This is a genomic window from Clostridium sp. Marseille-P3244 (genome assembly GCF_900120155.1).
In the GTDB taxonomy this organism is placed as follows: domain Bacteria; phylum Bacillota; class Clostridia; order Lachnospirales; family Lachnospiraceae; genus Mediterraneibacter.
On the sequence record NZ_LT635549.1, the window covers coordinates 1,517,513 to 1,537,060 of the forward strand.

Genomic DNA, 19,548 nt, shown 5'->3' on the forward strand with positions numbered 1-19,548 from the left:
CTTAAAAAGAGGAACACTTAAGAACAAGGAGAAAAGACAGATGGAGATCAGGATGATCGATGGCGGCGTCACTGCCGCAAAAGGATTTCAGGCGGCCGCGGCCGCCGCGGGTATTAAATATCAGGACAGGACGGATATGGCGCTGATCTGGAGCGAGAAGCCCTGCAAAACAGCCGGGACTTTTACGACCAATGTAGTAAAAGCGGCTCCGGTCAAATGGGACAGAGCCATTGTGGAAAGTCAGAAGAAAGTCCGGGCAGTAGTGGTAAATTCCGGTATCGCCAATGCGTGTACCGGTGAAGAAGGAATGCAGTACTGCAGGGAGACGGCAGAAGAGGCGGCCAGGACACTGGGCGTGGATCCGGACAGCGTGCTGGTGGGATCCACAGGGGTCATTGGGATGCAGCTGCCCATGGACAGACTGAAAGCGGGGATCGCGCAGCTGGCCCAGGCGAAGCAGGGAGATCTGCCAAGCGGAACGGAAGCGGCGAAAGCGATCATGACGACAGATACGAGAAAAAAAGAAGCCGCCGCGGTATTTGAGATCGGGGGAAAGACCGTGACCATCGGCGGGATGGCCAAGGGTTCCGGCATGATCCATCCCAATATGTGCACCATGCTGGCATTTATCACCACGGACGCGAAGATCTCCGGGAAAGCCCTCCGGGAGGCCATGAGCCGGGTTGTGGAAGAGACCTACAACATGATCTCTGTGGACGGGGACACTTCCACCAATGACACGGCGCTCCTTCTGGCCAACGGTATGGCGGAGAATGAGAAGATCCGGTTTGGGACCCCGGAGTTTGACATTTTCTGCAGGGCGCTCCATGCCGTGAACGAGACGCTGGCAAAGATGATGGCCGGGGACGGCGAGGGGGCCACGGCTCTTTTTGAGGCAAAGGTCATCGGCGCCGGGACAAAGGAACAGGCCAGGCTTCTGGCAAAATCCATCGTCTGCTCCAATCTGACCAAGGCCGCCATCGCGGGACATGACGCCAACTGGGGACGGATCCTCTGCGCCATGGGCTATTCCGGGGCACAGTTTGATCCGGAGAAGGTGGATCTGTACTTTGAAAGTGCGGCAGGCAAGCTGAAGATCATCGAGAACGGAATCGCATTGGATTACAGTGAGGAGAAAGCCACGGAGATCCTGTCCCGGCCGGAGGTGACCGCCATTGCGGATATCAAAGAAGGGGACCGGGAGGCCACGGCATGGGGCTGTGACCTGACCCACGGATATATCGACATTAACGCGGACTACAGGAGCTGACGCGAAAGAAGTTGTTTTCAGTGAAGAAAGATCGTGACACAGGGAGGACATCATGAACGAGAATATGCAGAAATATCTGGACAAGGCGCAGGTGCTGATCGAGGCGCTGCCCTATATCCAGCGGTTTAACCGGAAGATCATCGTAGTTAAATACGGCGGCAGCGCCATGGTGGATGAAGAGCTCAAACGCCGGGTCATCGAGGACGTGACCCTCTTAAAGCTGTGCGGGTTCAAACCCATCATCGTCCACGGCGGCGGCAAGGAGATCAGCAGGTGGGTAGGCAAGGCCGGAATGGAGCCGAAGTTCATCAACGGTCTGCGGGTGACGGACGAGGATACCATGGAGATCGCGGAGATGGTCCTGGGCCGTGTCAACAAGAGTCTGGTCCAGCTGGTGGAAAGCCTGGGAGTCAGGGCCATCGGTGTCAGCGGAAAGGACGGCGCGCTGCTGAAAGTGGAAAAGAAGTATTCCGAAGGTCAGGATATCGGATATGTGGGAGAGATCAGAGAAGTGAACGCTCAGGTGCTCTATGACCTTCTGGAGAAAGACTTCCTCCCCATTGTCTGTCCGGTGGGACTGGATGATGACTACAATACATATAATATCAACGCGGACGACGCGGCGTGCGCTATTGCCCGGGCGATGAAGGCGGAGAAGCTGGCGTTCCTGACAGACATCGAAGGGGTATACAAGGATCCGGATGACCCGTCCACGCTTATCTCGGAGCTGTGGGTGGAGCAGGCCAGAGAGCTGATCGAGAAGGGATATATCGGAGGAGGCATGCTGCCCAAACTGCAGAACTGCATCGATGCCATCGAGCACGGTGTGTCCAGAGTCCATATCCTGGACGGAAGGATCCCTCACTGTCTGCTCCTTGAGATCTTTACAAACAAGGGGATCGGCACAGCCATCCTACATCAGAAAGAAAGCAGGTATTATCATGGTGAATGAAAAAATACAGTCGACGGAAGAAAACCTGATCCACGTGTACAACCGTTTCCCCATCGCCCTGGATCACGGCGAGGGAATGTATGTGTATGACACAGAAGGAAGAAAATATCTGGATTTCGCGGCAGGGTTCGCGGTGACCGGACTGGGGTACGGCTGCCGGGAACTGAATGAAGCCCTGAAGGAACAGATCGACAGGCTGTGTCATATCTCCAATCTTTACTATCACGAGAGCTGCGGGGAGGCCGCGGCGGCCCTGAACCGGATATCCGGCATGGACCGGGTCTTCTTCACAAACAGTGGCGGCGAGGCTATTGAGGGGGCTCTGAAGGCGGCGAGAAGATATGCTTACACAAAAAGGACCGGGCGGTCTGAGTTCATTGCTATGGAAAATTCCTTCCACGGCAGGAGTTTCGGGGCAGTTTCCGTCACCGGCCATGATGCCTACCGGGAGCCGTTTGAGCCTCTTGTGCCGGGTGTGAAGTTTGCCATATTTAATGATCTGGACAGTGTGAAGGAACTTGTCAGCGACAGGACATGCGCCATTATACTGGAGCCTCTTCAGGGAGAGGGCGGGATCAATCTGGCAACTCAGGAGTTCATGGAAGGCATCCGTCAGATCTGCGACGAGAATGATATCCTGATGATCTGTGATGAGGTGCAGTGCGGGATGGGACGGACAGGAAACATGTTCGCATGGCAGGGATTTGGAGTGAAGCCGGATATCCTGACAATGGCAAAGGCCATAGGCAACGGAATCCCGGTGGGAGCTTTCGCCATGACGGAAAGGGTGGCGCAATCTTCTCTGAAACCCGGTGATCACGGAGCCACTTACGGCGGGAATCCACTGGCCTGCACCGCAGTGAAGAAGGTGATTGAGATTTTTGAACGGGAGGACATCGTAGGTCATGTAAACCAGGTCGCGCCATATCTGACCAGACGGCTGGATGAGCTGGTGGATGAGCTGGACTGCGTCACGGAGCGCAAGGGAAAGGGACTGATGCAGGGCATCGTGATCACGAAACCGGTGGCAGAAGTGAATCAGAAGGCCATCGAGGAGGGACTTCTGGTGATCCAGGCCCAGGGAAATGTACTCCGCTTTGTGCCGCCTCTGATCGTGGAAGAGGAGCATATCGACGAGATGATCGAAAAAATGAAACGGGCTCTGGCATAGACGCCGCGGCCGTATAGAAAACCAGTCATGGGACATACTAAGAGAAAAGCGGGCATAAACTGCATGGAGGTATGGAAATGACTGGTTTTTTGATCGCCCTTTTATCCGGGGCACTGATGAGCATACAGGGAGTATTCAACACACAGGTGACAAAGACCACCGGTGTATGGGTCAGCAACGGATGGGTGCAGCTGACGGCATTCGCAGTCTGCGTGGCGGCATGGCTTTTTACCGGGAGGGACAGTGTCATGGCCCTGGCAAAAGTAGAACCAAAATACATGCTTCTGGGAGGCGTGATCGGAGCGGGGATCACCTGGACCGTGATCAAGAGCATCGCGGCACTGGGGCCTGCAAAATCAGCTCTTCTCATTGTGATCGCGCAGCTCGCGGTGGCTTATATCATCCAGCTTCTGGGACTGTTCGGTATGGACAGGGAACCCTTGGACTGGAGAAAGGTGGGAGGCCTGGCGCTGGCGATCATAGGGATCGCGATCTTTCAGTGGGAGTGAGAGAAAAATCTGCTCTGTAACAATCTTGTAACTAAAATGTCAATCACGTAACATAAGATTAATTGTCTATTGTAATTCTGATAAAAATTCGTTACAATATTATTGTTCGGCATAAAAGGGGCATTTCTTCCGGTCTGCAGACCAGGGAGAAGGATTATGTGTGGAGATAAAAACAAGATCAGGCCAGAATCTGTAATTGCCACAGCACTGCTGATGGCTGTATTTTTTCTGGTTTGGGGCTGCGGAAAGCAGACAGAAAAAGACGGATTAGAAGAGATTGGCCTTTCGGAAGAGCTAAGAGAAGAGTCGGAAGGCGGTATATCGGACGGGAGCACCGGCAGCGGTGACGAAGGAGGATCCGCCGGGGAGGCCGGGCAGACAGAGTCGGTCTATGTATATGTATGTGGAGAGGTGAAGTCTCCGGGAGTATATGAACTGAAAAGTGACGCGCGTGTGTTTCAGGCCATACAGCTGGCCGGCGGCATGACTGAGGAAGCGGCTTTGGATGCGGTCAATCAGGCCAGGACAGTGACCGACGGCGAGCAGATCTATGTTCCTACAATTGCCGAGGCCGAAGCGCAGGGCACAGGGGTTGGTGAAGGTACATCGATTACAGGTGCGGACGGAAACAAAAAAATAAATATTAATACGGCCGGAAAAGAGGAACTCATGACACTCACCGGGATCGGTGAGGCCAAGGCCCTGAGCATCCTGACGTACCGGGAAGAACACGGGGCGTTCGGAAGCATTGAAGAGCTGATGGAGATCGAGGGAATTAAAGAGGGAGTATTCAATAAGATCAAGGAAGATATAACGATTTAAGACAGGGAAGCAGGAAAGAGGAGTATGAGTAAGAAGATATTGGTTGTAGATGACGAAAAGCTGATCGTGAAAGGAATCCGTTTCAGTCTGGAGCAGGAAGGCATGGAAGTGGACTGTGCCTATGACGGCGAGGAGGCACTGGAATACGCGAAAAACTGCGAATATGATCTGGTGCTTTTGGATGTTATGCTTCCGAAGCTGGACGGGTTTGAGGTATGTCAGCAGATCCGTGAGTTCTCGGATATGCCCATCGTGATGCTGACGGCAAAGAGTGAGGATATGGACAAGATACTGGGCCTGGAATACGGGGCAGACGATTATATTACAAAGCCGTTCAATATCCTTGAAGTAAAGGCCCGGATCAAGGCGATCATGCGCCGTACTTCGAAGAAAAAGGAACCCGCGGGCAGCCCGGTCCTCATCAAGGGAAATATGAAGATCGACTGTGAGAGCAGACGGGTGTTCATCGGAGAGAGAGAGATCAATCTTACGGCAAAGGAGTACGATGTCCTGGAACTCCTTGCCATGAATCCAAACAAGGTATACAGCAGAGAGAATCTGCTGAATCTCGTATGGGGATACGATTATCCGGGAGACGCAAGAACAGTGGATGTGCATATACGCAGACTCAGAGAAAAGATCGAGATGAATCCGAGCGAACCCAAATATGTACATACAAAGTGGGGAGTTGGTTATTATTTCCAGGGCTAAGCGTCAGTTTAAATTCAGAGAGAATATCTTCAGGAATATGCGGGTCCGTTTTATCCTGTTTATGATGCTGGCAGGGCTTCTGCCCTGCCTGACAGCTCTATTCGGGATTGTAAAATTCTATGAGTCGCGGGCAGTAGAGCTTCGGACCGCGGAGATACAGAATCAGTGTACAATTCTGGGCAATCAGCTCAACAATTACGGTTATCTTACGGACACCTCCTCCGAGGTGATCAACGCGAATCTCACCCAGCTTACCAATATTTATAACGGGCGTGTCATGATCATTGACAACGAACTTAAAGTAATAAAGGATACATATGGACTGGATGAAGGAAAGACGGATGTGTCCGAAAATGTAGTCCGGTGTATGAAGGGCGAGACGGCAAGTGATTATGACAGGAAAAATCATTATATCGAGGTGACTTCACCGATTATGGACACAGGCGGCGATAAAGTTGTGGGAGTTATGCTGATCAGCGTGTCCACGGACAATATCGAGGCTACCAGACAGGTGCTGTATACCCATGGCGGGGTGGCAGTGGGAATCGTAATGATTCTTCTGGCAGTATTCAGCGTGTTCCTGGCAGACCGGATGGTCCGGCCCATTCATAAGATCACGGGAGCGATCGAAAATGTCACAGAAGGATACAGCGATGACGTGCTTCATGTAGATACATTTACAGAGACGAGACAGCTCAGCGAGGCGTTCAATAAGATGCTGGGCAGACTGAGGCTTCTGGATGAGTCGAGAGAGGAGTTTGTCTCCAACGTCTCACATGAGCTGAAGACCCCCATGACTTCCATGAAGGTGCTGGCAGATTCTCTGCTGGAGCAGGAGAATGTCCCGGCTGAGATGTATCAGGAATTTATGGAGGACATTGCGAAAGAAATCGACCGGGAGAACCAGATCATTACGGATCTGCTCTCTCTTGTAAAAATGGACCGTACCGGACAGAATATCAATATCCAGTCTGTCAATATCAATGAGCTGCTGGAGAAGATCTTAAGGCTTTTAAAACCCATCGCGGAGAAGAAAAAAGTGGAGATCATCATGGAGAGCTTCCGGCCGGTAACTGCCGAGGTGGATGAGACAAAACTGACCCTTGCCATATCCAATCTGGTAGAGAACGCGGTCAAATATAACCATGAGAACGGATGGGTCCATGTATCTCTTAACGCGGACCACAAATATTTTTATATCAAAGTGGAAGACTCCGGCATCGGCATACCCGAGGAGGATCAGGCGCATATTTTCGAAAGGTTTTACCGGGTGGACAAGTCCCATTCCCGGGAGATGGGCGGAACGGGACTGGGGCTTGCCATTGCCCGCAGCGCAGTGATCGTTCACCGCGGGTCTATCCGGGTATACAGTAACGAGGGAGAAGGAACTACGTTCACAGTACGGATTCCTCTGAACTACGTAGCGGCATAGGAGGCAGTAAAAGATGGGAAGAAAATATATTGTTTCTGCCGTCTGTCTACTGACGGCGATTCTGGTGGCCGGATGCGGAGGAAGGACAGATGTGGGAGAGGGTGAATCGTTTATCTACGGACTCAACGCCGACCGTACCGGACTGGTCAAGGTCAGGTATGACATTTCCGGGGAGGAAGCGGAAAAGGCAGCGGAAGATATGCTCAGTGAGCTGAAAAAGCCGGCCGAAGATATTGAATATACCGCCCCGCTTCCGGAAGAGGTGGAGATCAACAGCTGCAAGCTTAGAGGAAGCATACTGGATGTGGATTTCAGCGGTGAGTATCTGGAGACAGACGTGCTGGAGGAAAAGCTGATCCGGGCGGCCGTGGTCCAGTCCCTGGTGAAGATCGACGGGATCAACGCGGTTTTGTTTACGGTGGAAGGGGAAGAACTCAAAGACAGCAGCGGCGCTCCGGCAGGACTTTTGAACGAAGATGACTTTGTGGAAAACACAGGTTCCTCCCTCGGGGCGTATCAGACAGATACCCTGACGCTTTATTTTGCGGATGAAAGCGGAGAAAAGCTGGTGGCTGAAGAGACAGAAGTCAGGCACAGCACCAATGTATCCCGGGAAAAGCTCATTGTTGAAAGACTGATGCAGGGGCCGAAAGACAGCGGCTTCCCCGTGATTAATCCTTCCGCGAATCTGCTGAGCGTGACCATCAAGGACGGGATCTGCTATGTCAATTTTGACAGTACATTTCTGACGGGAGCATATGATGTACTCCCGGAAGTGACCATATATTCTATCGTGAATTCTCTGGTGGAGGGAACAGAGGCACAGAAAGTGCAGATCACGATCAATGGGGAATCAAACGCAAAATATATGGAGGCCGTGGACCTTTCACAGCCTCTGGAGGAGAATATGGAACTGGTCGCAGCCGAAGAATAAAGTAGATGAAAAAGCGGCCGCTTTGCTTAATATGTCTGGTGTTTCTCGCTGTTCAGGCGGCAAGAATCGGTCTGGCCGGCGCGGAGGGAATTCATCCTTCCGCGCTGGAACAGATGATAGAAGAAGAAAATCTCAGTTCTAAGGTCACATTATCAGGGACCATTTACCGGATAGATGAAAAAGAGAATATAACAGCACTTTTCCTGAAAGGCAATGCTGTGTCGGCCGCGGGCCGAACGTTTATGGAGCCGCGGCTTCTGACCTATGTGGAGCCAGATCAGGCGAAACCGCTTGGGATCGGGAACAGGGCAGAGATATCCGGAGAGGCGCAGGTTTTTGACCGGGCGCGCAATCCGGGGAATTTTGACCAGAGATCTTATTACCGGAAACAGGGGATCCAAGTCCTTGTGTGGGCAGACCGTGTGGATATCCTCTCCGCGAAGACCGACAGAGTGGCGCAGTTTCTGGCAGATTTCAGGACCCGGTGGACGGCTCTTCTTACAGAACAGCTGGGCAGCTATCATGGAGGTACGATGAGCGCCATCCTGCTGGGAGAGAAGGACGGTCTGGACCAGGAGATGAAAAAACTTTATCAGAAGAGCGGTATCGGACATATTCTGGCCATATCCGGGCTTCATATGTCATTTATCGGGACCGGGATATATCGTCTTTTCCGGAGAGCGGGACTGGGATTTGTCCCCGCCGGCGCTGCCGGCGGAAGTCTTCTGATCTTATATACTCTGATGGTGGGCGCAGGTGTGTCCAGCATGAGGGCCCTGATCATGTTCCTTGTAAGAGTGGGCGCTGATATGACGGGCAGGGACTATGATCTGTTGACAAGTCTTGCCCTTGCGGCTGCCATTGTGTGCGGCATCCAGCCGCTGTATCTTATGGATGCCGGGTTTCTTCTCTCTTTTGGCTCGATCCTGGGTATTGCCATTTTAAGCCCGGTGTTCCAAGCCTTGCCGGGAACAGCGGAGAATAAGCCCCCAAAACATGTCCGGATCCTTGGCTGGCTGGGAAAGGGGCTGGGGACAAGCCTGTCCGTCAATATACTTTTGCTGGGTCCGATGCTGTACTTCTATTTTGAAGTGCCTCTCTATTCCGTTTTCCTGAATCTGGCAGTGATCCCTCTGATGTCGGTGGTGATGGGAGCGGGACTGGCGGGTTCGGCGCTGACGCTTCTGTCAGAAAGGGCAGGGGGAGCGGTGCTGGGCATCTGTGGACATGTACTCTGGCTGTATGATACGGTATGCGCGGGAGCGGGGACTCTGCCGGGGAACCGTTTTGTGACAGGCCGGCCGGATCTCCTGTGGCTGATTCTCTATTATATGGGAATCGCGTTCCTCGGCTGCCTGTTCTTCCGTCTGAGGAACAGAAGAGAGGAGAAAACGCAATACAGGACCGGCAAGAAGGGCGGGAAAGTCCGGCACGGGGCGGCACTTAGAGTTCCTGGCGCGGCCATGGCAGTGTTTGCCGCAGTCATGGCGGTTTTATGCAGGATGGGATATGAGAGCCGGGACAGCATAGAGATCACGATGCTTGATGTGGGACAGGGAGACTGTATCTTTATCCGGGGAACACCCGGGAATTATCTGATCGACGGTGGAAGCAGCAGTGAGGATCTGCCGGGAGCCTACCGTATCGAACCATGCCTGCTTGCAAACGGAGTGGACAGCCTGGATTATGTCTTTGCCACGCACGGCGACGAAGACCATATCAATGGGCTGACAGAGCTTCTGGAAGGGCAAAAGCTGGGGATCCGCATCCGGAATCTGGTGCTTCCTCCGGAGCAGTATCAGGATGAGCAACTGACCGCTCTGGCCGGTACAGCAGCGAAAAACGATACAAGAGTGGTGGTCATAAATCCCGGAGAGAGGATCACCGGAGATCCGGATTTTGAGCTTACCTGCCTGGGGCCTGTGGAGGATCTGGCAGTGGAGCCGGGAAATTCTGCTTCCCTGGTTCTGGGGCTGGAGTACGGGAAGTTTGGGATGCTTTTTACAGGAGATGTGGAAGGCAGGGGTGAAGAAGCACTGATCAAGAGCAACAGCCTGAAAGAATATGATGTACTTAAGGCGGCTCATCACGGCTCAGAAACTTCCTGCTCAGAGGAATTCCTGAAAGAAATCTGTCCCAGGGCTACATTGATCTCAGCCGGAGTGGACAACCGGTACGGACATCCCCATGAAGAGACCCTGGTCCGGCTGAAAGAAGCAGGAAGCAGAGTCTATTCCACACAGCACAGCGGAGCGATTACGGTGCGGACAGACGGCAGGACGATGACGCTGGAGGGATATCTGTAGTAAGACAGGCTGTCTGTCCCGGGGACGGGGGCACTGCCGCCGGTATCCGGGGCTTGTCAAAAGGGCCTTCTTTCCTATATAATACAAGAGTTATGAAGAATTTAAATGAAGATCTGAAGTCAGGACAATTTAAACAGGTCTATCTTCTGTACGGGGAGGAAGCCTATCTGAAGAAACAGTATAAGGCCCGTTTCATCAAGGCCATGCTCCCGGAAGGAGACACGATGAATTATGCCTGTTACGAAGGAAAGAATACGGACATAAGAGAAGTCATTGACCTTGCGGAAACACTACCTTTCTTTGCTGAACGGCGGCTGATCGTGTTTGAGGATACCGGATTTTTTAAAAGTTCCGGGGGAGATCTGGCCGATTATATCGGAGAGATGCCGGATACCACATATTTTATTTTTATTGAAAATGAAGTGGACAAGCGCAGCAAGCTCTACAAGGCGGTGAAGGCAAAGGGATATATCGCGGAACTGGGTATCCAGGATGAAAGCACGCTCAGACGGTGGATCCAGGGACTGGTCGCAAAGGAAGGCCGCCAGATGGCACCGGCGGATATCACCTATTTCCTGAACAAAGTGGGGACCGATATGGAGAACATTACAAAGGAGCTGGAGAAGCTTTTCTGTTATGCGATCGACCGGGACAAACTGACAAGGGAAGATATCGATGCCGTCTGTACGACTCAGATCACGAATCATATCTTTGAGATGGTAAATGCGGTCGCGGCGAAGCAGCAGAGAAGGGCGCTTGATCTGTATTACGATCTTCTGGCCCTGAAAGAACCGCCAATGCGGATCTTGTTTCTGCTGATCCGGGAGTATCGGATGCTGTTCCAGGTGAAGGCGCTGATGCAGCAGGGGTGCGGAAAGAAAGAGATCGCGGCCCGGGCAGGGATCCATCCCTTTGCGGCAGGCAGGTATATGGAGCAGGCAAAAAAGTTTCGCCTGGAAGAACTGAGGGATGTAATGGAAGAAGGAGCGGATACCGAGGAACGGGTGAAGACCGGGTTTCTGGCGGACAGCCTGGCGGTAGAGCTCTTCCTTGTGAAACATTCTGCTTAAGAGACTGGATATTGGAGGAAAGAACGTGTCAGTTGCAGATCAGAGTAAAATAAGAAATTTTTGTATTATTGCACATATCGACCATGGAAAATCCACACTGGCGGATCGGATCATAGAGATGACCGGGCTTTTGACCAGCCGGGAGATGCAGTCTCAGGTGCTGGATAATATGGAGCTGGAGAGGGAGAGAGGAATCACGATCAAGGCTCAGGCTGTCCGTACTGTATATAAAGCGGACGACGGGGAGGAATATATTTTCAACCTGATCGACACCCCGGGACACGTGGATTTTAATTATGAAGTTTCCAGGAGCCTTGCGGCCTGTGATGGGGCGATCCTTGTGGTAGACGCGGCTCAGGGAGTGGAGGCCCAGACGCTGGCAAACGTATATCTGGCACTGGACCATGATCTGGATGTGATGCCGGTCATTAATAAGATCGATCTGCCCAGCGCGGATCCGGACCGGGTGAAGGAAGAGATCGAGGATGTGATCGGGATCGAAGCGGATGACGCTCCGCTGATTTCCGCGAAGACGGGTCAGAATGTTCACCAGGTCCTGGAACAGATCGTGAAAAAGATCCCCGCTCCTTCAGGAGACTCAAAGGCCCCCCTTCAGGCACTGATTTTTGATTCGAAATATGATTCCTATAAAGGAGTCATCGTGTTCTGCCGGATCAAGGAAGGCACAGTCAGGAAGGGCACGCCGATCCTTATGATGGCCACCGGGGCGAAGGCGGAAGTGGTGGAAGTAGGTACTTTCGGGGCAGGCCAGTTTATTCCCTGTGATGAGCTGGACGCGGGAATGGTCGGTTATATTACGGCAAGCCTGAAGAATGTAAAAGAAACCCGGGTGGGCGATACCATCACCAACGCGGAACATCCGTGCGCGGAGCCTCTGCCGGGCTATAAAAAAGTCAATCCCATGGTGTACTGCGGTCTTTATCCGGCAGACGGGGCAAAATATCCGGATCTCAGAGACGCTCTGGAAAAACTGCAGCTCAATGACGCGGCGCTCCAGTTCGAAGCGGAGACATCCGCGGCTCTTGGATTTGGATTCCGGTGCGGCTTCCTGGGCCTGCTTCATCTGGAGATCATCCAGGAGCGGCTGGAGCGGGAGTACAATCTGGATCTTGTGACGACCGCTCCCAGTGTAATCTATAAGATCCATAAGACAGACGGTCAGGTGGTTGACCTGACGAATCCCACCAATATGCCGGATCCATCAGAGATCGACTATATGGAAGAGCCGATGGTGAAGGCGGAGATCATGGTGACTTCCGAGTATATCGGCTCCATCATGGATCTGTGTCAGGAGCGCAGAGGCATTTATCAGGGGATGGAGTATATTGAAGAGACCCGCGCGGTGCTTCATTATCATCTGCCCCTCAATGAGATCATTTATGATTTTTTTGACGCCTTGAAATCCCGGTCCAGAGGTTATGCATCCTTTGATTATGAAATGATGGGATACCAGCGCTCTGAACTGGTGAAGCTGGATATCCTGATCAATAAAGAAGAAGTGGACGCTCTCTCCTTTATTGTATTTGCCGGCAGTGCCTATGAGAGAGGACGGAAGATGTGTGAAAAATTAAAGGCTGAGATTCCCAGGCAGCTGTTTGAGATTCCGATCCAGGCGGCAGTGGGGAGCAAGATTATTGCCAGGGAGACCGTAAAGGCAATGCGCAAGGATGTGCTGGCCAAATGTTACGGCGGTGATATTTCCCGAAAGAAAAAGCTTCTGGAGAAACAGAAGGAAGGAAAAAAACGGATGCGCCAGGTGGGAAATGTAGAGATTCCCCAGAAGGCCTTCATGAGTGTGCTGAAACTGGATGATGACTGATCGGTTCTGGTATGCCGAAGCGGCCATTAAGCCTGGGCATACCTGGTGAAACAGGAGCTCTGTGATGGAGAAAAAAGAACTGGAACTGTATGTGCATATACCCTTTTGTGTGAGAAAATGCGCCTACTGTGATTTCCTGTCCGCTCCTGCCGGGGAACAGGAGAAAGCTTCCTATGTGGAGGCACTTATCCGGGAGATCAAAAGCAAGAGACAGACATATGCGCAGTACCGTGTGAGTACGGTATTCCTGGGCGGTGGGACCCCCTCTGTTCTGAGCGGGGAATGCACCGCCCGTATTTTTCATGCCCTCAGGGAGAATTTTGATATTGACAGAAGCGCGGAGGTCACGATGGAAGTGAATCCGGGCACAGTGACAGAGGAGAAGGCGGCAGTATGGAAACAGTGCGGTGTCAACAGACTGAGTATCGGGCTCCAGTCTGCGGATGACAGAGAACTTGCCATGCTGGGAAGGATCCATACATACCGGGATTTCCTGGATACGTGGCATATCGTGCGCCTGGCAGGCTTTGAGAATATCAACATTGATCTGATCTCAGCCATTCCCGGACAGACAGCCGGAGGGTGGGAGAGAACACTTCGCACGGCAGCAGGGCTGGGACCGGAGCATATCTCGGCCTACAGTCTGATAATAGAAGAAGGGACACCGTTCTACGCCAGATACGGGGAAAACCGTGGGATAATTTCTGAGGAAACAGGCCTCTGGCCGCGTCTTCCCGATGAGGACACCGAGCGGGAGATCTATAAGATGACCGCCCGGATCCTGGCGGAATATGGATATCACAGATATGAGATCTCCAACTATGCGAAAAAAGGATATGAGTGCCGTCATAATCTTGGATATTGGGACAGAAAAGAATATCTGGGCCTCGGTCTGGGATCAGCCTCACTGATCCGGGAGCGGCGTTTCCACAACACTGCTGTTATGGAAACATATCTCACCACGGCCGGGAAGCTGCCGGAAGTTCCGGCCTGTGAAGATCTGGAGATACTTACGACAGAGGACCAGATGGAAGAATTTATGTTCCTTGGATTAAGGAAGACGGAAGGGATCTGCTGTGACCGCTTCCAAGAGAAATTCGGCAGACCCATAGAGGAAGTTTACGGACAGCAGATCCTGGAACTGGAAAGGAAAGGGCTTCTAAAAAGAGAAAACAGGAAAATCCGGCTCACGGAGAGAGGAGTTGATGTGAGCAACACTGTGTTCACAGAGTTTATGTTCTAATCCTCCGCCGCCCTGTTGATGCAGGTGACAGCGTTCAGACTCCTTGGATAGCCGATATAGGGGAGACACTGGGAGACCACTTTTATGAGAAAACTTTTGTCATTGCCCAGATTCAAGTTTCCCCTGGCATGAGATGTGAGCTGAGGCTCGCAGCCGCCCTGTGCCGCCAGGAAGCAGAACGTGATCATTTCCCGCTGTCTTAAATCCAGCCCGGTCCGGGTATAATAGTCTCCAAAACAGTTAGCGGCCAGCCAGCGGTTGATATGCCCGGCTTTCCATGCTTCTTTCATCTGGTCTCCGAAAATTTCTGCCTGTGCCGCGGCGCCTTTTTCCAGCCGGTCCTCCATGGTAGTTGTAGCCTGGCCTTCCAGGGGAAGCTTTACTCCGCGTTTTTCAAGGATTTCATTGGAGGCGTCCAGAAACGGCAGAACCCGCCCGATACCCAGATAATCGACTGCCTGATAGATGATCTCTTTGGCCATGACCGGGGTCAGTCCCGCGTCCAGTGCCCGGGGAAGCACAAGGCGGAATTCATCAATGCCCTGGCATCCAAGAAGTGTTGCGATAATGGCCATATACCTGGTCGTATCGTCCAGAGTCTGTCCGTCTTCATTTACCACTTCGTCAAAAGCAAAATGTTCGAATCGTTCCATAAATTCATGATCGGTTTCATAATAATTCTTCATGGAAATCTCCTCCTTTAACCCAGTTTTGCGTAAGTTTCATCATCTACCGGCTCCAGCCATTCATTGCTGGTTTCTGTTCCCGGAGCTTCAAGGGCTATGTGGGAGAACCAGCTGTCCGCCTTTGCGCCGTGCCAGTGCTTGACCTCCGGTGGGATAGCGATAACGGTCCCCGGTTCCAGGCTGACGGGGGCTTTGCCCTCTTCCTGATACCAGCCGCTTCCCGCGGTGCAGATGAGGATCTGTCCGCCGCCGGTCCTCGCGTGATGAATGTGCCAGTTATTGCGGCAGCCGGGCTCAAATGTGACATTAGCCAGGGCCACGCCGCAGTCTTTGGGATCTGTAAGGGGATTGAGCCAGGAAGTGCCGATAAAATAGCGGGCGAAAGAGGTGTTCTCCTGTCCCTGCCCGAATACATTCTCTCTGTCAAATTGTTCTTTGTCCGTTACCTTCATAATAAAATGCCTCCTTGAACTTTTATATAATTCAGATTACATGAACCCGATTTTTGCTTTTATTTTATCCCCGCCGTAAAAATATGTCTAATGCTTATTATAAATCGAAACAGATGCCTGAAAGGTATTTTTCAAGAAAAAAAGCAGAAATGCAGGCAGAAATGCAGAAACACTGTTGACAAACGGAAACCGCAGTGCTATCTTAATATACGAAAGATGTTAGCACTCGAAATAAAAGAGTGCTAATAGCGAGGGAAAGGAGGTAACCCTGTGGCAGTCGATCCATCATTGAGTGAAAGAAAACTTATCATATTGAAATCGATCATTCAGAATTACCTTGAGACCGGGGAACCGGTCGGTTCCCGTACACTTTCAAAATACACGGAACTGAATTTAAGTTCCGCGACGATCCGGAACGAGATGGCTGACCTGGAGGATCTGGGCTATATTTTCCAGCCTCATACATCCGCGGGCCGGATTCCTTCTGATAAAGGGTATCGGCTTTATGTGGATATGTTGATGGAAGAAAAAGAGCAGGAGATCACCCAGCGGGAGAATGCCATGCTGGAGAAGGCGGACAAAGTTGAGAAGGTGCTGCAGCAGGCGGCGAAGGTGCTGGCCTCCAACACCAATTATGCGACTATGGTCTCATCTCCGATAAACAGCCGGAACACACTGAAGTTCATACAGTTGTCCCAGGTGGATGAGGAACAGCTGGTGGCGGTGATCGTGCTGGGCGGAAATGTCATCAAGAATAAGATCATTGAAGTCGGTGAAACACTAAGTAATGAAAACCTGCTGAAGCTGAATATGCTGCTTAATACGGCGCTGAACGGCATGCCTATCGATCAGATCACACTTGGTCTGATCGCGGAACTCAAGGAGCAGGCCGGGATCCACAGCAGCGTGATCGGGCATGTGCTGGACGCAGTGGCGGAGATCATCCATGTAGAAGATGACATGAAGATCTATACAAGCGGAGCCACGAACATTTTCAAATATCCGGAGCTGAGTGACAAGCAGAGCGCGCAGGAGATCATCAGCGCGTTTGAGGAGAAACAGCAGCTTGCCGAGCTGGTGACAGAGACGCTTGCCAGTGAAGATAATCATGGGATCCAGGTTTATATCGGAGATGAAGCTCCGGTCAAGACCATGAAGGACTGCAGTGTCGTGACAGCGACCTATGAGCTCGGCGAGGGAATGAAAGGGACGATCGGTATCATCGGTCCCAAGCGGATGGATTATGAACATGTCATGAAGACGCTGAAGACACTGCAGAGTGAACTGGATGCGATCTATGATAAGAAACCGAAAGAATAGAAAGGTGGAAAGCTGGTGAGTGGCAATATGAGTAAAGAAGATATGGTAAAGGAAGCCGTGGAGGAGGCAAAGGCGAAGGCCGCAGAAACCTCCCGGGAGGAGGCGGAAGCTGAAGAGACTGAAGAGGCTGCCGAAGACAGTCCGGACGGCGCGGAAGAAGCGGAGGAGACGGAGAACCCGGAAGAGCCGGAGGCAGAGGCTGACGGGGAAGGTCCGGGAGATCAGGACAGCAAAGATAAAGATCAGAAGTCTGAAAAAAAGAAAATTTTCGGGAAAAAGAATAAGAAGGATAAAAAAGACGAAAAGATAGAGGAGCTGACAGACCGTCTGACCCGTCAGATGGCAGAGTTTGATAATTTCCGCAAGCGTACAGAGAAAGAAAAGTCTCAGATGTACGAGATCGGAGCAAAGGATATCATAGAAAAGATCCTTCCGGTAGTTGATAATTTCGAAAGAGGACTTGACTCTGTGCCGGAAGAGGAAAAAGGGACCCCCTTCGCGGAAGGAATGGAAAAGATCTACAAGCAGCTCATGACCACGCTGGAGGGGATCGGCGTGAAACCGATCGAGGCGGTCGGGAAGGAATTCAATCCTGATTTTCACAACGCCGTGATGCATATAGAAGATGAAGAGCTGGGAGAGAACATTATCGCGGAAGAATTCCAGAAAGGTTACACATACCGTGACAGTGTGGTAAGACACAGCATGGTAAAAGTGGCGAACTGAACATCCGGGGATTGCTTTTTACAAAATTCAGCATAATAAATTTTTAAGGAGGAAACTTACTATGGGAAAAATAATTGGTATTGACCTTGGTACAACCAACAGCTGCGTAGCTGTTATGGAAGGCGGACAGCCGACAGTTATCGCGAACACAGAAGGCGCGAGGACCACGCCGTCAGTCGTGGCATTTACAAAGACAGGTGAGCGTCTGGTAGGTGAGCCTGCGAAGCGTCAGGCAGTTACAAACGCGGCAAGGACGATCTCATCCATCAAGAGGGAGATGGGAACAGACTATAAAGTAGATATCGACGGAAAGAAATATTCACCCCAGGAGATTTCCGCAATGATCCTTCAGAAATTAAAGGCAGACGCAGAGGGATATCTGGGTGAGAAGGTGACAGAGGCAGTCATCACAGTGCCGGCATACTTCAATGACGCACAGCGTCAGGCCACAAAGGACGCGGGCAAGATCGCCGGATTGGATGTAAAACGTATTATCAACGAGCCTACGGCAGCAGCTCTGGCTTACGGCCTTGACAATGAGAAAGAACAGAAGATCATGGTTTATGACCTGGGCGGCGGTACATTCGATGTATCTATCATCGAGATCGGCGACGGTGTCATCGAGGTGCTTTCCACAGCCGGAAATAACCGTCTGGGCGGCGACGACTTTGACCAGAAGATCACAGATTACATGCTGGCGGATTTCAAGGCAAAAGAGGGCGTGGATCTGTCCGGTGACAAGATGGCGCTCCAGAGACTGAAAGAGGCAGCTGAGAAGGCGAAGAAAGAACTTTCCAGCGCTACGACTACAAACATCAACCTTCCATTTATTACAGCTACGTCTGAAGGACCGAAGCATTTTGATATGAACCTGACAAGGGCTAAATTTGACGAACTGACAAGAGACCTTGTAGACAAGACTGCAGAACCGGTAAGGCGTGCCCTTTCCGACGCGGGAATTACAGCGGCTGATCTCGGCCAGGTTCTGCTGGTAGGCGGATCTACCCGTATCCCGGCTGTCCAGGAGGAAGTGAAGAGACTGACAGGCAAGGAGCCCAGTAAATCTCTGAACCCGGATGAGTGTGTGGCGCTGGGCGCATCCGTACAGGGCGGTAAGCTCGCAGGAGACGCAGGCGCAGGTGATATCCTTCTTCTGGATGTTACTCCTCTGTCACTGTCGATCGAGACAATGGGTGGTGTGGCTACAAGACTGATCGAGAGAAACACGACGATCCCGACCAAGAAGAGCCAGATCTTCTCCACAGCGGCAGACAATCAGACAGCCGTAGATATCAATGTGGTACAGGGCGAGAGACAGTTCGCGAAAGATAACAAATCCCTGGGTCAGTTCAGACTGGACGGAATCCCGCCGGCACCCCGCGGAGTACCGCAGATCGAAGTTACCTTTGATATCGATGCCAATGGTATCGTGAACGTATCAGCCAAGGACCTGGGAACAGGCAAAGAGCAGCATATCACGATCACAGCCGGATCCAATATGTCTGACGCGGACATTGACAAGGCAGTCAAAGAAGCTGCGGAGTTCGAGGCTCAGGACAAGAAGCGGAAAGAGGCAGTGGATACAAGGAATGAAGCCGACGCTATGGTATTCCAGACAGAAAAGGCACTCAAAGATGTGGGTGACAAACTGGACGCAAACGATAAATCGGCAGTAGAGGCAGATGTTCAGGCGTTAAAGGATGTACTTGCCAAGTCTACACCTGAGAATACAAGCGAATCCGATGTTGCTGAGATAAAAGCGGCAAAAGAGAAACTCATGGAGAGTGCTCAGAAACTGTTTACAAAGATGTATGAGCAGACCGGAGCAGGCGCAGGCGGCCCGAATCCGGGAGCAGGCGCAGGCCCGAACCCGGGAGCAGGCCCGGCACCGGAAGGATATCAGGGCGACGACGTGGTAGATGGAGATTATAAAGAGGTATAAAATCAGTATAAGCGGATGGAAAAGGCGGATGTCCGTATCCGTTCCGTAATAGAAAGGCAGGATCTGCGGGGCTGCTTGTGCGGTTCCGCAGGTCCTGTCAGGTTTGTCCGCAGACGCCCGTCCGGTGTCCTCTGACGTTCCCGGGCGGCGGAAGGAGACTTC

17 protein-coding genes are annotated in these 19,548 nt (G+C 51.9%); 15 read left to right on the plus strand and 2 right to left on the minus strand.

Features of this window, described 5'->3' with window-relative positions:
* Window positions 1-46 precede the first annotated feature (46 nt).
* The 12 genes from argJ (at window position 47) to hemW (ending at window position 14,260) form a co-directional block, all read left to right on the plus strand.
* A complete protein-coding gene (gene argJ / locus BQ7367_RS09050; RefSeq protein ID WP_072526155.1) occupies window positions 47-1,270 on the plus strand; it encodes a bifunctional glutamate N-acetyltransferase/amino-acid acetyltransferase ArgJ in 1,224 nt (407 codons plus the stop codon).
* 52 nt (window positions 1,271-1,322) lie between these two features.
* Window positions 1,323-2,222, plus strand: coding sequence for an acetylglutamate kinase (gene argB, locus BQ7367_RS09055; RefSeq protein WP_072525148.1), 900 nt, complete (start codon window positions 1,323-1,325; stop codon window positions 2,220-2,222).
* Complete coding sequence (locus BQ7367_RS09060; protein WP_072525149.1) at window positions 2,212-3,393, plus strand: aspartate aminotransferase family protein; 1,182 nt, start codon at window positions 2,212-2,214, stop codon at window positions 3,391-3,393. Before argB ends, BQ7367_RS09060 begins: the two co-directional genes overlap by 11 nt.
* A 77-nt stretch (window positions 3,394-3,470) precedes the next feature.
* A complete protein-coding gene (locus BQ7367_RS09065; RefSeq protein WP_072525150.1) occupies window positions 3,471-3,902 on the plus strand; it encodes a DMT family transporter in 432 nt (143 codons plus the stop codon).
* Between the two features lie 156 nt (window positions 3,903-4,058).
* On the plus strand, window positions 4,059-4,724 hold the full coding sequence (locus BQ7367_RS09070) for a helix-hairpin-helix domain-containing protein (protein ID WP_072525151.1): 666 nt from the start codon (window positions 4,059-4,061) through the stop codon (window positions 4,722-4,724).
* Between the two features lie 24 nt (window positions 4,725-4,748).
* Window positions 4,749-5,435: a response regulator transcription factor gene (locus BQ7367_RS09075; RefSeq protein ID WP_072525152.1), complete on the plus strand. Its 687-nt coding sequence runs from the start codon at window positions 4,749-4,751 to the stop codon at window positions 5,433-5,435.
* Entirely contained in the window at window positions 5,392-6,867 is a 1,476-nt protein-coding gene (locus BQ7367_RS09080; RefSeq protein WP_083588914.1) for a sensor histidine kinase, read from the plus strand. Before BQ7367_RS09075 ends, BQ7367_RS09080 begins: the two co-directional genes overlap by 44 nt.
* Window positions 6,868-6,880: 13 nt before the next feature.
* Window positions 6,881-7,801, plus strand: a complete 921-nt coding sequence (locus tag BQ7367_RS09085; RefSeq protein ID WP_072525153.1) for a GerMN domain-containing protein — start codon at window positions 6,881-6,883, stop codon at window positions 7,799-7,801.
* A gap of 5 nt (window positions 7,802-7,806) precedes the next feature.
* Entirely contained in the window at window positions 7,807-10,107 is a 2,301-nt protein-coding gene (locus tag BQ7367_RS09090; RefSeq protein WP_072525154.1) for a ComEC/Rec2 family competence protein, read from the plus strand.
* Window positions 10,108-10,199: 92 nt separating this feature from the next.
* Window positions 10,200-11,177: a DNA polymerase III subunit delta gene (holA, locus tag BQ7367_RS09095; protein WP_072525155.1), complete on the plus strand. Its 978-nt coding sequence runs from the start codon at window positions 10,200-10,202 to the stop codon at window positions 11,175-11,177.
* Between the two features lie 25 nt (window positions 11,178-11,202).
* Window positions 11,203-13,017, plus strand: a complete 1,815-nt coding sequence (gene lepA / locus BQ7367_RS09100) for a translation elongation factor 4 (protein WP_072525156.1) — start codon at window positions 11,203-11,205, stop codon at window positions 13,015-13,017.
* 64 nt (window positions 13,018-13,081) lie between these two features.
* A complete protein-coding gene (gene hemW, locus BQ7367_RS09105) occupies window positions 13,082-14,260 on the plus strand; it encodes a radical SAM family heme chaperone HemW (protein ID WP_072525157.1) in 1,179 nt (392 codons plus the stop codon).
* Here the strand turns inward: hemW and BQ7367_RS09110 are convergent.
* Both BQ7367_RS09110 and BQ7367_RS09115 read right to left on the minus strand, forming a co-directional pair.
* A complete protein-coding gene (locus tag BQ7367_RS09110; protein WP_072525158.1) occupies window positions 14,257-14,946 on the minus strand; it encodes a carboxymuconolactone decarboxylase family protein in 690 nt (229 codons plus the stop codon). The genes hemW and BQ7367_RS09110 overlap by 4 nt on opposite strands.
* A 14-nt stretch (window positions 14,947-14,960) precedes the next feature.
* Entirely contained in the window at window positions 14,961-15,398 is a 438-nt protein-coding gene (locus BQ7367_RS09115; RefSeq protein ID WP_072525159.1) for a cupin domain-containing protein, read from the minus strand.
* Window positions 15,399-15,668: 270 nt separating this feature from the next.
* Here BQ7367_RS09115 and hrcA point away from each other — a divergent pair, with 270 nt between their 5' ends.
* The 3 genes from hrcA to dnaK all read left to right on the plus strand — a co-directional run bounded on the left by hrcA (window position 15,669) and on the right by dnaK (window position 19,386).
* Window positions 15,669-16,718, plus strand: coding sequence for a heat-inducible transcriptional repressor HrcA (hrcA, locus tag BQ7367_RS09120; protein ID WP_072525160.1), 1,050 nt, complete (start codon window positions 15,669-15,671; stop codon window positions 16,716-16,718).
* Window positions 16,719-16,745: 27 nt separating this feature from the next.
* Window positions 16,746-17,444 (plus strand): nucleotide exchange factor GrpE, encoded by a 699-nt coding sequence (gene grpE / locus BQ7367_RS09125; RefSeq protein ID WP_072525161.1) that lies wholly within the window; start codon window positions 16,746-16,748, stop codon window positions 17,442-17,444.
* 61 nt (window positions 17,445-17,505) lie between these two features.
* A complete protein-coding gene (gene dnaK / locus BQ7367_RS09130) occupies window positions 17,506-19,386 on the plus strand; it encodes a molecular chaperone DnaK (RefSeq protein ID WP_072525162.1) in 1,881 nt (626 codons plus the stop codon).
* Window positions 19,387-19,548 lie beyond the last annotated feature (162 nt).